Annotated in this window: 13 protein-coding genes; all 13 read left to right on the top strand. The window is 65.8% G+C overall.

Annotation, left to right across the window (positions count from 1 at the left end):
- Positions 1-19 precede the first annotated feature (19 nt).
- The 13 genes from pilW (at position 20) to ABT392_RS12830 (ending at position 12,953) form a co-directional block, all read left to right on the top strand.
- Complete coding sequence (gene pilW, locus ABT392_RS12890; protein WP_395385593.1) at positions 20-850, top strand: type IV pilus biogenesis/stability protein PilW; 831 nt, start codon at positions 20-22, stop codon at positions 848-850.
- Between the two features lie 10 nt (positions 851-860).
- A complete protein-coding gene (locus tag ABT392_RS12885) occupies positions 861-1,772 on the top strand; it encodes a RodZ domain-containing protein (protein WP_395385594.1) in 912 nt (303 codons plus the stop codon).
- A gap of 20 nt (positions 1,773-1,792) precedes the next feature.
- Entirely contained in the window at positions 1,793-3,079 is a 1,287-nt protein-coding gene (ispG, locus tag ABT392_RS12880) for a flavodoxin-dependent (E)-4-hydroxy-3-methylbut-2-enyl-diphosphate synthase (protein WP_334276243.1), read from the top strand.
- Between the two features lie 15 nt (positions 3,080-3,094).
- The gene (hisS, locus tag ABT392_RS12875; RefSeq protein WP_334276242.1) at positions 3,095-4,405 is read left to right on the top strand and encodes a histidine--tRNA ligase; all 1,311 of its coding nucleotides are present in this window, start codon (positions 3,095-3,097) and stop codon (positions 4,403-4,405) included.
- A gap of 37 nt (positions 4,406-4,442) precedes the next feature.
- A complete protein-coding gene (locus tag ABT392_RS12870; protein WP_334276241.1) occupies positions 4,443-5,111 on the top strand; it encodes a YfgM family protein in 669 nt (222 codons plus the stop codon).
- Positions 5,108-6,244: an outer membrane protein assembly factor BamB gene (gene bamB, locus ABT392_RS12865; RefSeq protein ID WP_395385595.1), complete on the top strand. Its 1,137-nt coding sequence runs from the start codon at positions 5,108-5,110 to the stop codon at positions 6,242-6,244. The genes ABT392_RS12870 and bamB overlap by 4 nt, the downstream gene beginning before the upstream one ends.
- Positions 6,245-6,308: 64 nt before the next feature.
- A complete protein-coding gene (gene der, locus ABT392_RS12860) occupies positions 6,309-7,649 on the top strand; it encodes a ribosome biogenesis GTPase Der (RefSeq protein ID WP_334276239.1) in 1,341 nt (446 codons plus the stop codon).
- Positions 7,650-7,734: 85 nt separating this feature from the next.
- Positions 7,735-7,983 (top strand): RNA chaperone Hfq, encoded by a 249-nt coding sequence (hfq, locus tag ABT392_RS12855; RefSeq protein WP_334276238.1) that lies wholly within the window; start codon positions 7,735-7,737, stop codon positions 7,981-7,983.
- Positions 7,984-8,031: 48 nt separating this feature from the next.
- Positions 8,032-9,279: a GTPase HflX gene (gene hflX / locus ABT392_RS12850; RefSeq protein ID WP_334276237.1), complete on the top strand. Its 1,248-nt coding sequence runs from the start codon at positions 8,032-8,034 to the stop codon at positions 9,277-9,279.
- A complete protein-coding gene (hflK, locus tag ABT392_RS12845; protein ID WP_334276236.1) occupies positions 9,276-10,550 on the top strand; it encodes an FtsH protease activity modulator HflK in 1,275 nt (424 codons plus the stop codon). Before hflX ends, hflK begins: the two co-directional genes overlap by 4 nt.
- A gap of 17 nt (positions 10,551-10,567) precedes the next feature.
- The gene (hflC, locus tag ABT392_RS12840) at positions 10,568-11,467 is read left to right on the top strand and encodes a protease modulator HflC (protein WP_334276235.1); all 900 of its coding nucleotides are present in this window, start codon (positions 10,568-10,570) and stop codon (positions 11,465-11,467) included.
- Positions 11,468-11,485: 18 nt separating this feature from the next.
- A complete protein-coding gene (locus ABT392_RS12835; protein ID WP_334276484.1) occupies positions 11,486-11,674 on the top strand; it encodes a DUF2065 domain-containing protein in 189 nt (62 codons plus the stop codon).
- Between the two features lie 115 nt (positions 11,675-11,789).
- Positions 11,790-12,953: an ATP phosphoribosyltransferase regulatory subunit gene (locus ABT392_RS12830; protein WP_395385596.1), complete on the top strand. Its 1,164-nt coding sequence runs from the start codon at positions 11,790-11,792 to the stop codon at positions 12,951-12,953.
- Positions 12,954-12,983: the final 30 nt, after the last annotated feature.

Here is a 12,983-nt window from a genome sequence, read left to right as displayed (position 1 = left end):
GCGCCTACCATCCGCGCCTATGAACAAGCACCTCGACAAGCTGATTCGTGCCGCCTGCGCAGTCGCGCTGACCGGTCTGGTGATGGGCTGCGCGGGCCCGCAACAGGGCGGAGGCAGCAATGCCCCGACCGGCGGCAGCGGCAATGTGCCGCGAACCGACTTCGACCGCACCGATCTTGACCGCCGCGCCGGCGTGCGCATGGAGCTGGCCTCGGGCTATTTTGCCGGCGGCCAATACGCCACGGCCTTGAACGAAGTCAAGCAGGTGCTGGCGCTCAAGCCCGACATGCCGGAAGCGCTGACGCTGCGCGCACTGATCTACGCGGCGCTGGGCGAAACAGGCTTGGCGGACGACAGCTTCAAGCGTTCCTTGACACTCGCCCCGCGCGACCCCGACACCCTGCACAACTATGGCTGGTTCCTGTGCCAGCTCAAGCGCTGGGGCGAGGCCACGGCGCAGTTCGAGCAGGCATTGGCCCAGCCGCAGTACCGCGGCCCCGCACGCACCTGGCTGGTCAAGGGTGTGTGCGAAGCACGTGCCCAGCAGACGGCCGAGGCCGAGCGCAGCCTCTTGAAGGCCTTCGAGCTCGACCCGTCCAACCCGGCCACGGCCATCAACCTGGCCGAAGTGCTCTTGCGCAATGGCCAGGCCGAGCGCGCGCGCTTCTACGTCAAGCGCGTCAATGCCAACCCCGAGCAAAGCAATTCGCAAAGCCTCTGGCTGGCGCTGCGCATCGAAAGGCGCCTGAGCAATTCCACCGCAGTGGCCGAGCTGGGCCAGGAATTGCGCAAGCGTTTCCCGCAATCTCCCGAAGCAACGGCACTGGACAATGGACGTTTCGATGACTGAGGGTGAACGCATGGAGTCGACCGTTGGTGAGGTGCCGGCCGCGGCCGCCGCGCCGCGCACCGCGGGCGCCTGGCTGCGCCAGGTGCGCCAGGCCCAGGGCATGCACATCGCCGTGCTGGCCGCTACCCTGAAGGTGCCGCTGGCCAAGCTGGAGGCGATCGAGACCGACCGTTTCCAGGATCTGCCCGACCCGACCTTTGTGCGTGCGCTGGCTTTGGCCATGTGCCGGGCCCTGAAGGTCGATCCGGCCACCGTGCTGGCCTTGCTGCCGCGCGTGCAGGACCCCGAGCTGGAGCGCGTCTCCCGCGGGCTCAACCAGCCTTTCCGTGAGCGCGCCACTCGGGATGAGGCCTTGAGCCTGGATGTCTTGAAGCGCCCCGTGCTGTTGGTGCCGCTGTTGCTGCTGGCCGCCGCCGCCGCTGTCTATTTCCTGCCGGCGAACTGGCTGGACCAGTTCAAGAGCCCGGCGGCTACTGAGGCCGTGGCGCCCGATCAGGCGGCTTCCGCGCCGGTCCTGAATGTAGAGACCGCTTCGGCCGTGCCGCTGCAGCCTGCGCCGCAGGTGAGCGCCGCCTCGGAGCCGGCAGCACAAGCCAAGCTTGATGCGCCATCGGCCGCGCCAGCGCTGCCGACGACCACGCCGGTCCAGACGCAGGCCCCAGTATCGCAAGTGCCGGTTGCCGCAGGCGCCGTCCCGCTGCAAATCAAGACCAGTGCCGATTCCTGGGTCGAAGTGGTCGATGCCAAGGGCCAGGTCTTGCTGTCCAGGCTGCTGCGCCGCGATGAAGTGGCTGACCTGGCGGTGCAGACCCCGATCAAGCTGCGCATCGGCAATGTGGCAGGTACCACGGTGAGCCTGCGTGGCTCGGCGGTGGACCTGTCGCAGGCCACGAACAATGTCGCGCGGCTGGAACTGAACTGATTGCTTGCTAGGTTGTCGAGATGAGTGAGAACGCCGCGTCGCTGCGCCCCCTGGAAGAAGCCATTGCCGCCGCCCAAGCCGGCCGCCGCCTGACGCGCCAGGCCCAAGTGAAATGGGGCAGCCGCCTGGTAACGGTCGGCGGCGATGCCCCGGTGCGTGTGCAGTCGATGACCAACACCGACACCGTGGACGTGATCGGCACCGCCATCCAGGTCAAGGAACTGGCCATTGCCGGCTCCGAGATGGTGCGCATCACGGTCAACACGCCCGAGGCGGCGGATGCCGTACCGCATATCCGCGAACAGCTGGACCGCATGGGCGTCGACGTGCCCCTGGTCGGCGACTTCCACTACAACGGCCATCGCCTGCTCACCGAGCATCCGGCCATGGCCCAGGCCTTGTCCAAGTACCGCATCAACCCCGGCAACGTGGGCAAGGGCGACAAGAAAGACCGCCAATTCGCCATGATGATCGAGGCGGCGATGAACTACGACAAGGTCGTGCGCATCGGCGTCAACTGGGGCAGCCTGGACCAGGAGCTGCTCGCGTCCATGATGGACGAGAACGCCCTGCGCGTCGAGCCCTGGGACGGCAAGCAGGTGATGTACCAGGCGCTCATCCAGTCGGCGCTGACCTCGGCCGGCTATGCCCGCGAGCTCGGCCTGAACCCGGACAACATCATCATCAGCTGCAAGGTCAGCGGCGTGCAGGACCTGATCTCGGTCTATCGGGCCCTGAGCGCGCGCTGCGACTATGCCTTGCACCTGGGCCTGACCGAAGCGGGCATGGGCACCAAGGGCACGGTGGCCTCGAGCGCCGCGCTGGCCGTGCTGCTGCAGGAAGGCATCGGCGACACGATTCGGGTGTCCCTGACGCCGCAGCCCGGCGAGGCGCGCACACAAGAAGTGGTGGTGGCTTCGGAGATCCTGCAATCGCTGGGTCTGCGCGCCTTCAACCCAAGCGTCACTGCCTGCCCCGGCTGTGGCCGCACCACCAGCACCACTTTCCAGGAACTGGCCAAGCAGATCGACGATTTCCTGCGCGAGCAGATGCCGGTCTGGCGCAAGAAGTACCCGGGCGTCGAGAACATGAAGGTGGCCGTGATGGGCTGCATCGTGAACGGCCCGGGCGAGAGCAAGCATGCCGACATTGGCATCAGCCTGCCTGGCACCGGCGAAGCGCCGGCCGCCCCGGTTTTCATCGACGGCCAGAAGGCGCTGACGCTGCGCGGCGAGAACATCGCTGGCGAGTTCCATGCGCTGGTCGAGAACTACATCGAGAAGCGCTTCGGCACCTTGGCGGCCTGAAGCGAAAATCCATCCATGACTGATGCGAAGAAGATGCAGCCTCTACAGGCTGTGAAGGGCATGAACGACATCCTGCCGCCGGACTCGGCGCGCTGGGAGTGGCTGGAAGCCAAGATGCGCAGCGTGCTGCAGCGCTATGGCTACCAGAACGTTCGTACGCCCATCGTCGAACCCACTGCGCTGTTCGTGCGTGGCATCGGCGAGGTGACCGACATTGTCGAGAAGGAGATGTACGCCTTCGAAGACCGCGCCGACAAGCATGGCCAGGCCGAGCATCTGGCCTTGCGCCCCGAGATGACGGCTGGCGTGGTGCGCGCCATGACCGAACATTCCTTCCTGCGCGACTCCGGCCGCCGGCTGTACTACTTCGGCCCGATGTTCCGCCGCGAGAAGCCGCAGAAGGGCCGCTACCGCCAGTTCCACCAGATGGGTGTCGAGGCCCTGGGCTTTGCCGGCCCGGACGTGGACGCCGAGGTCATCCTGATGGGCAGCCGCCTGCTGCGCGAACTGGGCCTGAAAGAGGGCGAGCATTTCCGCCTCGAGTTGAACTGCCTGGGCGAGAAGCCCGAGCGCGCGGCTCACCGTGAAGCGCTGATCGCGCACTTGGAAGCGCACAAGGACCTGCTGGACGAAGACAGCCAGCGCCGCATGCACACCAACCCGCTGCGCGTGCTGGACACCAAGAACCCTGCGCTGCAGGAGATGGCCAATGCGGCACCCAAGCTGCTGGACTTCCTGGGCGATGCTTCGCTGGCGCACTTCAATGGCGTGCGTGCGATTCTGGACGCCGCTGGCATCAAGTACACGATCAACCCGCGACTGGTGCGCGGCCTGGACTACTACAACCTCACCGTGTTCGAGTGGATCACCGAGAAGCTCGGCTCCCAGGGCACCGTTTGTGGCGGCGGCCGCTATGACGGTCTGATCGAGCAATTGGGCGGCAAGCCCGCGCCGGCGGTCGGCTTCGGCATGGGCATGGAGCGCATGCTGCTTCTGCTGGAAGAAGTGGGCGTGGCACCCGCCGCGCCGGTGCCTGATGCCTATGCCATCGTGCCCAGCGCCGAGCAGTTGCCCCAGGTCATGGTGGCACTGGAAGGCTTGCGCGAGGCCGGCGTGGCCGTCGTGCTGCACCCGGGCCAATCGAGCATGAAGTCGCAATTCAAGAAGGCCGATGCCAGCGGCGCGGCCTTTGCCCTGGTTTTCGGGCCCGACGAGCTCGCTCGCGGCGAGGTGGCCGTCAAGCCGCTGCGCAGCGAGGGCGCTGCACAGTACACCCGCAGCCTGGCGGCGGTCGCCGAGTGGGCGACCGAACTCCTCCGCGCATAATCGCGGCTCTTTCCCTTTCCTCTCCCTGGTATCTCCCATGGCTTCGCATCTCGACCTCGAAGAACAAGAACAGCTGGACCAGCTGAAGGCTTTCTGGAACAAGTACGGCAACCTGATCACCTGGGTGATCACGCTGGCCTTGCTTGGCTTCGCCGCCTGGACCGGCTGGGGCTGGTGGCAGCGTGAGCAGGCCGCCAAGGCCACGGCGCTCTACGACGCGCTGGAGAGCGCGGAGAAGGCCGGTGATGCCGACAAGGCGGCGCGCGCCTTTGCCGACCTGAAGGAACGCTTCCCGCGTACCACCTATGCGGCGCAAGGTGCGCTGCTGGCGGCCAAGATGCAGTTCGACAAGGGCCAGGTCGACAATGCCAAGGCCAGCTTGAGCTGGGTGGCCGAGAGCGGCGCAGAGTACCGCGAGGTTGCCAAGCTGCGCCTGGCCGGCTTGCTGATCGATGCCAAGGACTATGACGGTGCCAGCAAGACGCTGGACGGCATCAGCTCGCCCGACTACGCCGCCCTGGTGGCCGATCGCCGCGGTGACATCGCGCTGCTGCAGGGCAAGCCCGATGTGGCCAAGGCCGAATTCGCCAAGGCCTATGCGGGCCTGGACAAGCAGCTGGACTACCGCAAGATCGTGGATGCCAAGCTGACCAGCCTGGGCGCTGCCCCGGTCGAGCCCGAAGTGAAGGCCGAGGTGAAGCAATGAGCGGCAGCCGCCACGCGTCGCGCAGCCTGATCGCCGTCGGCCTGGCCGCGCTGCTGTCAGGTTGCGCGGTCTATGACTGGGTGATGCCCGCCAAGAAGGCGCCGCTGGAAACCTACACGGCCAGCCTGAGCGGCCGCTCGGCCTGGAACATCCGTGTCGACAGCATCAAGTTCCCGCTGAATGTTGCCGTGGCCGGCGATCGCATCGTCGTGGCCGACAGCGACGGCGTGCTGCAGGCACTCAATGCTGCAGACGGCAAACAGCTCTGGCGCGGCGAGCTCAAGGGCAAGCTTTCCGCTGCCGTGGGCAGCGACGGCCGCTATGCCGCTGCAGTGAGCGCAGACAACGAACTCGTGGCGTTCGATGCGGGCAAGAAGTTGTGGAGCAAGCAGCTCACCACGCCGGTGAAGACCGCGCCGTTGGTTGCCGGTGAGCGCGTCTTCGTGCTGACCGTGGACCGCCAGGTGCTGGCCTACGACGCCATCGATGGCCGCAAGCTGTGGGAATTGCGCCGCCCGGGTGAGCCGTTGACGCTGAACCAGGCCGGTGTCATCAACGCCTACAAGGACACGCTGGTGGTGGGGCAGGGCCCGCGCCTTGCCGGCGTCGACCCGCTGAGTGGTCAGCTCCGCTGGGAGGCCAGCGTGGCCAATCCGCGCGGCACGAACGAAGTCGAGCGCCTTGCAGACCTGGTCGCGCCGCTGGCGCGCAGCGGCGAGATGCTCTGCGCCCGTGCTTTCCAGGTCGCCGTGGGTTGCATCAATGCCGAGCGCGGCACCGCCATCTGGAGCCGCAACAATGCGGGCCAAGTGGGCGTGTCGGCCGACGGCGATCTGTTGGTCGGTGCCGATGTGTCGGACCGCATCACCGCCTGGAAGACCGCCAATGGCGACGTGGCCTGGTCGGCCGACCAGTTGCAGGGCCGCAAGCTCGGCGCGCCGCTCCTGACTGGCAAGGTCGCCGTTTTCGGCGATGGTGAAGGCTATGTGCATTTCCTCTCGCGTGAAACCGGCAAGACCCAATTGCGCCTGGAGACCGACGGTTCGGCCGTGGTGGCCGCGCCGCAGGCCGTGGCGGGCCTGATCGTCGTCGTCACCGCCAAGGGCGGCGTGTTCGGCTTCAAGCTGAACTGAGCGGGTCTTTTGCGCGCCGAAGTTTGAACAACGCGAGAACAACAACAAGAAGGATTGCCCGCGCATGAAGCCCGTTATTGCCCTGGTGGGCCGACCCAATGTCGGCAAGTCCACGCTCTTCAACCGCCTGACCAAGACGCGCGACGCCATCGTCGCGGACTTCGCCGGCCTGACCCGCGACCGTCACTACGGTGACGGCCGCCTGGGCGACCGCGATTTCATCGTCGTCGATACCGGCGGCTTCGAACCCGACAGCACCACGGGCATCGTCAAGGAAATGGCCAAGCAGACCCGCCAGGCCGTGGCCGAAGCGGACGTGGTGGTGTTCGTTGTCGATATCCGCCTTGGCCTCTCGGCGCAGGACCAGGACATCGCACGCTACCTGCGCACCGCCAACAAGCGCATCCTGCTGGCGGTCAACAAGGCCGAAGGCATGAGCGACTCCCCGCTGCTGGGCGAGTTCCATGAGCTGGGTCTGGGCGAGCCGCATCCGATTTCCTCGGCCCATGGCCAGGGCATCCGCAGCCTGCTGGAAGCGGCGCTGGAGCCGTTCGACAAGACCGAGGAAGAATTCGGCGCGGGCCCGCAGGAAGACGGCGTGATCCGCCTCGCCGTGGCTGGCCGCCCGAACGTGGGCAAGAGCACGCTGATCAACACCTGGCTGGGTGAAGAGCGCCTCGTTGCCTTCGACATGCCGGGCACGACTCGCGACGCGATTGCCGTCGATTTCGAGCGCCATGGCCAGAAGTTCAAGCTGATCGACACCGCCGGCCTGCGCCGCAAGGGCAAGGTCTTCGAAGCCATCGAGAAGTTCTCGGTGGTCAAGACGCTGCAGGCGATCAGTGATGCAAACGTGGTGCTGCTGCTGGTCGACGCGACGCAAGGCGTCTCGGAGCAGGATGCGCACATTGCCGGCTATGTGCTGGACAGTGGCCGCGCCGTGGTCATTGCCGTCAACAAATGGGATGCCATCGACAGCTACCAGCGCGAGCAACTGCAGCGCTCGATCGAGCAGCGCCTGGCTTTCCTGAAGTTCGCGCCCATCCTGAACATCTCGGCCTTGAAGCGCCAGGGCCTGGGGCCTTTGTGGGACGCGCTGGCTTCGGCCTACAGTTCGGCCTTCAAGAAGATGACCACGCCGGTGCTGACCCGCCTGATCCAGGAAGCCACGCAGCACCAGACCCCCAAGCGCATCGGCGCCTTCCGCCCCAAGATGCGCTATGCGCACCAGGGCGGCATGAACCCGCCCATCGTGGTCATCCACGGCAATTCGCTGGAAGGCATCACCGATGTCTACAAGCGCTACCTGGAAGGCCGCATCCGCGACCACTACAAGCTGGTCGGTACGCCGCTGAAGATCGAGTTGCGGTCGTCGAAGAATCCTTTCGACGAAAAGGGCGACTAGGGTTCTTACCGAGACTTTCAGCGCCCATTCAGCACCCTGTGTTAAGGTGGACGCTCTTCCCACTCCCCACATCACGGAGCATATCGTGAGCAACAAAGGCCAACTCTTGCAAGACCCATTCCTGAATCTGCTGCGCAAAGAGCATGTGCCCGTTTCGATCTATCTGGTCAACGGTATCAAGCTGCAAGGCCATATCGAGTCCTTCGATCAGTACGTGGTCCTGCTTCGCAACACCGTGACCCAAATGGTCTACAAGCACGCGATTTCCACCGTGGTGCCGGGCCGTGCGGTCAATTTCCACGCCAACGACGGCCCGGGCGAGACGCCCGCCTGACCGGTCTGATCCGGTCTGCGGGCTGAAGCCAGCCCAACAAGCAACACCTTGAGTTCCTCTACAAACTCTGTCGCGACGCCGCCCTCCGAGGCGGCGCGCGCCATTCTCGTGGGCGTCGATTTTGGTCGAGACGCCTCCTTCGACGCGACGCTGGACGAGCTGGCCTTGCTGGCCGAGTCGGCCGGCGACACGCCAGTGGCCCGTGTCATTGCCCGCCGCAAGGCGCCCGATGCCGCGCTCTTCGTCGGCTCGGGCAAGGCCGACGAAATCAAGCTGCTGGTGCAGGCCCATGAGGCCCACACCGTGCTGTTCGATCAGGCGATTTCGCCGGCCCAGCAGCGCAATCTGGAGCGCGTCCTGGGCGTGCCCGTGGCCGACCGCACCGCTCTGATCCTGGAGATCTTTGCCGCCCGTGCGCAGAGCTTCGAGGGCAAGCTGCAAGTTGAGCTGGCGCGCCTGCAATACCTGGCCACGCGCCTGGTGCGCCGCTGGAGCCACCTGGAGCGTCAGAGCGGCGGCATCGGCATGCGCGGCGGCCCGGGCGAAGCCCAGATCGAGCTGGACCGTCGCATGATCGACGACCGCATCAAGGCCACCAAGGAGCGGCTGAAGAAGGTGCAGCGCCAGCGCAGCACCCAGCAGCGCGCTCGCCAGCGCAACGGCGTGTTCCGCGTCTCCCTGGTCGGCTACACCAATGCCGGCAAGAGCACGCTGTTCAACTCGCTGGTCAAGGCGCGCACCTATGCGGCCGACAAGCTGTTCGCGACGCTGGACACGACGACGCGCTCGCTCTATCTCGAGCAGGCCGGCGCCAGCGTTTCGCTCTCCGACACCGTCGGTTTCATCCGCGACCTGCCTCACAAGCTGGTCGAGGCCTTCCGCGCCACGCTGCAGGAGGCGGCCGACGCCGACCTGCTGCTGCATGTGATCGACGCCGCCAGCCCGGTGCTGGACGAGCAGCTCGCGGAGGTCGAGAAGGTGCTGGCCGAAATCGGCGCGGCCGACATTCCCCAGATCCTGGTCTACAACAAGCAGGACATGCTTGAGGAAAGCCAGCGGCCGAGAGCCCCGCAAGACTGGATCGAGCGCGATGGCGGCGTACGTACGCCCCGCGTGTTCGTGAGCGCGCTGGACGGCACCGGACTCGATGTGCTGCGCGCACAGATTGTCGAGGCAATGCGCGGGCAGAATGTCGGCTTGAATCTGCACGACCTGGCCCCAACTGATGGGGCCGAAGATCCAGAAGATGCGGCGGCCGACTTGGCGCCTTCCACTGAACAACAGGCAAGAGCATGAACACCATTGGGCCGAATGCGGACCGCCCGGCTGAGAGCGGATTGATTGCACGAGCGGGGCAGGCGCTGCGCTCGCAGGCTGGCCGCCTGCTGAACAATGGCCGCAACGACGGGCCGCCGGACCTGGACGAACTCTGGCGCGACTTCAACCGCAAGCTTTCGGGCATGTTCGGCGGGCAAAAGCGCGGCTCCGGCAATGACGGCGGCAACGGCGGCAACAACAACAACTTCCAGCCCGACATGAAGAGCGCCGGCATCGGCGCCGGCCTGATCGCGGGCGTTGTTGCGCTTGCCTGGCTGGGCAGCGGCCTGTTCATCGTCCAGGAAGGCCAGCAGGCCGTGGTCACGACTTTCGGCAAGTACAGCAAGTCTGTCGGTGCCGGCTGGCAATGGCGCCTGCCGTATCCGATCCAGGCGCACGAGACAGTGGCCGTGACGCAATTGCGTTCGGTCGAGGTGGGCCGCAGCGGCGTGGTCGCCGCGACCGGTCTGCGCGATTCGTCCATGCTGACGCAGGACGAGAACATCGTCGACATCCGTTTTACGGTGCAGTACCTCTTGAAGGACGCCCGCGAGTTTCTCTTCGAGAACGCCAACCCCGAGGCCGCCGTGATCCAGGCAGCCGAATCGGCGGTGCGGGAAATCGTCGGCAAGAGCAACATGGACTCGGTGCTCTACGAGCAGCGCGACGCCATCGCCACCGACCTGATCAAGTCGGTGCAGGCTCAGCTGGACCGCCTGAAGGCAGGCATCATCGTCAAGAACGTCAATGTGCAGCAGGTGCAGGCGCCCGAGCAGGTGCAGGCCGCATTTGACGATGCCTTCAAGGCCACGGCAGACCGCGAGCGTGCGAAGAACGAAGGCCAGGCCTACGCCAACGACGTGATCCCCAAGGCGCAGGGCCGGGCAGCGCGCCTGCGGGAAGAAGCCGAGGCCTACAAGGCCCGCGTGGTGGCTGAGGCCGAGGGCGATGCCCAGCGCTTCAAGAGCGTGCTGGCCGAATACCAGAAGGCTCCCGCGGTCACCCGCGACCGCCTCTACATCGACACGATGAAGCAGGTGTATTCCAACGTCAGCAAGGTGATGGTGGACAGCCGTTCGGGCTCGAACCTGCTCTATCTGCCGCTGGACAAGCTGTTGCAGCAAGGCACAGGCACGGTCACGGCCAGCCCGCCGCAGCCGGTGGTGTCCACGGAACCCGTCTCTTCGCTGGGCAACGCCGATGTGCGCTCCCGCGATGGCCTGCGCAGCCGCGACCGCGACGGCCGCTGAGCGAGGAAGTTGAAATCATGAACCGCATCGTCACCATCGTTGCCATTGCCCTGGCTGCTTTCATGCTGGCCAGTTCCACGCTGTTCATCGTCGACCAGCGCCAGTTCGCCGTCGTCTATGCGCTGGGTGAAATCAAGGAAGTCATCAGCGAGCCCGGACTGAAGGTCAAGGCACCGCCGCCGTTCCAGAACGTCGTGTTCCTGGACCGCCGCATGCAGACCCTGGACAGCCCCGAGTCGCGCCCCATCTTCACGGCCGAGAAAAAGAGCCTGGTGATCGACTGGCTGGTCAAGTGGCGCATTTCCGAGCCGCGCCAGTTCATCCGCAACAATGGCGTCGACATCCGCAACGTCGAGAACCGCCTGAGCCCCATCGTGCAGGCCGCGCTGAACGAGGAAGTGACCAAGCGCACCGTGCGTGCCATGCTTGCCACCGAACGCGAGAAGGTCATGACCGACGTGCGCCAGCGCCTGCAGGACGAAGCCAAGCAGTTCGGTATCGAGATCGTTGATGTGCGCGTCAAGCGCGTCGATTTCTCCGGCAGCATCACCGATTCGGTCTACAGCCGCATGAAGTCGGAACGCCAGCGCGTGGCCAACGAACAGCGATCGACCGGCTCGGCCGACGGCGAAAAGATCAAGGCCGATGCCGACAAGCAATTCGAAGTGATCGTGGCCGAGGCCTATCGCGACGCGCAGAAGCTCAAGGGCGAGGGCGATGCAAAGGCCTCGGCCATCTATGCCGAATCCTTCGGCCGTGACCCGAACTTCGCCCAGTTCTACCGCAGCCTGGAAGCCTATCGCGCCAGCTTCAAGAACAGGTCCGATGTGATGGTCGTCGACCCGAGCAGCGACTTCTTCAAGGCCATGCGTGGCAGCGGTGCCGGTGGCGCCGCGCCTGCCGCACCTCGCAAGTAAGCCAGCCTCGTGCCGGCGATGTCGGACCTGCTGTGGGGCGCACTGGCGCTGATGCTGGTGGTGGAGGGCTTGCTGCCCTTCCTCAGCCCCACGCTCTGGCGCCAGGTGTTCTCTCGCGTGCTGGCGATGAGCGATGGCCAGATCCGCTTCATCGGCCTGTCCAGCATGGTGTCTGGGCTGCTGCTGCTTTACTTCAGCTGGCCCTGAATCAGTCCTGAACCGACGGGCTCATTGCACAAACGCGATGGCTTGCATTGCCTGAGCCTGTTCAGCGGCGCCCGGCAGGCCGGTACAATGCGCTTTTAACCCCCCTCGAATGTCCATGAGCTCTGCTTGGCTGCTGCCCGAGCACATTGCCGACGTCCTGCCGTCCCAAGCGCGCCGCATCGAAGAGTTGCGTCGCGAGTTGCTGGACATGGCCCGCGGCTACGGTTGCGAACTGGTCATGCCACCGCTGCTGGAACACCTGGACTCGCTGCTGTCCGGTGCCGGGCGTTCCCTCAATCTGAAGACCTTCAAGCTGGTCGATCAGCTGTCTGGTCGCAGCCTGGGTTTGCGTGCGGATACGACGCCACAGGTCGCGCGCATCGATGCGCACCTGCTCAATCGTGCTGGTGTGACGCGCCTCTGCTACTGCGGTCCGGTGGTTCACACCCGCCCGGCAGGCCCGCATGCATCGCGTGAGCCCTTGCAGCTGGGCATCGAGATCTACGGCCATGCCGGCCTCGAAGCCGACCTGGAAGTGCAGGAGCTGGCACTGGATGCGCTGCGCCGCGCCGGCCTGGTCGGCATCACGCTGGACTTGGGCGATGCCCGCATCCTGCAAGGCGTCCTGGGCGATCAGAAGTTGCCGGCCGATCAACTCGAAGCCATTGGCGCGGCCTTGGCGGCCAAAGACCAGGCCGAGCTGGCCAGCCTGTGCGCCGGCTTGCCGCCTTCGGTGGCTCAAGGCCTGCAGGCCCTGCCCAATCTGTACGGCGGCTTCGAGGTGCTCGAGCTGGCGCGCAAGTGCCTGCCGGCCCATCCGCTGATAGACGCGGCGCTGGCCGATCTGGCCTGGCTGACCAAGCATCTGGGTCAAACCCATCCGGACGTGCGGCTGGGCTTCGACCTGGCGGATTCCAGCGGCAACGAGTACTACACCGGTGCGCGTTTCGCCCTCTACGCTGAAGGCTGCAGCGATGCGGTGCTGCGTGGCGGGCGCTATGACGAGGTGGGTGCTGTTTTTGGCCGGCGCCGTCCGGCGGTCGGCTTCAGCGCCGATTTGAAGACCCTGGTGAGCCTCGGCCCGGTCAGCCCCTTGCGGGCGGCGGTGCGGGCGCCCTGGGGCGAAGATCTCGGCTTGCGGGCGGCGATCCGCCGGCTGCGCGAGCAAGGTGAGACCGTGGTGTGCGTGCTGCCCGGGCACGAGCACGAAGGCGACGAATTCGACTGTGACCGTGAACTGGTCCAGGTCGGCTCTCAATGGGCGGTGCGGGCTCTCTGAGGCTCTAGCGTCGCCAACAGCAATTCAAGT

The organism is Paucibacter sp. JuS9 (genome assembly GCF_044043925.2).
GTDB lineage: Bacteria > Pseudomonadota > Gammaproteobacteria > Burkholderiales > Burkholderiaceae_C > JAUASW01.
The sequence above is the reverse complement of the archived record's forward strand: the minus strand, read 5'-3'. Positions and strand labels throughout refer to the sequence as shown.

Bases quoted from the DNA above. Each gene is read 5' to 3' on its own strand.
- bamB (WP_395385595.1), top strand. From the start codon at position 5,108: ATGAGCGGCAGCCGCCACGCGTCGCGCAGCCTGATCGCCGTCGGCCTG.
- hflK (WP_334276236.1), top strand. From the start codon at position 9,276: ATGAACACCATTGGGCCGAATGCGGACCGCCCGGCTGAGAGCGGATTG.
- hflC (WP_334276235.1), top strand. From the start codon at position 10,568: ATGAACCGCATCGTCACCATCGTTGCCATTGCCCTGGCTGCTTTCATG.
- ispG (WP_334276243.1), top strand. From the start codon at position 1,793: ATGAGTGAGAACGCCGCGTCGCTGCGCCCCCTGGAAGAAGCCATTGCC.
- hisS (WP_334276242.1), top strand. From the start codon at position 3,095: ATGACTGATGCGAAGAAGATGCAGCCTCTACAGGCTGTGAAGGGCATG.
- ABT392_RS12830 (WP_395385596.1), top strand. From the start codon at position 11,790: ATGAGCTCTGCTTGGCTGCTGCCCGAGCACATTGCCGACGTCCTGCCG.
- der (WP_334276239.1), top strand. From the start codon at position 6,309: ATGAAGCCCGTTATTGCCCTGGTGGGCCGACCCAATGTCGGCAAGTCC.
- pilW (WP_395385593.1), top strand. From the start codon at position 20: ATGAACAAGCACCTCGACAAGCTGATTCGTGCCGCCTGCGCAGTCGCG.
- ABT392_RS12835 (WP_334276484.1), top strand. From the start codon at position 11,486: ATGTCGGACCTGCTGTGGGGCGCACTGGCGCTGATGCTGGTGGTGGAG.
- ABT392_RS12870 (WP_334276241.1), top strand. From the start codon at position 4,443: ATGGCTTCGCATCTCGACCTCGAAGAACAAGAACAGCTGGACCAGCTG.
- ABT392_RS12885 (WP_395385594.1), top strand. From the start codon at position 861: ATGGAGTCGACCGTTGGTGAGGTGCCGGCCGCGGCCGCCGCGCCGCGC.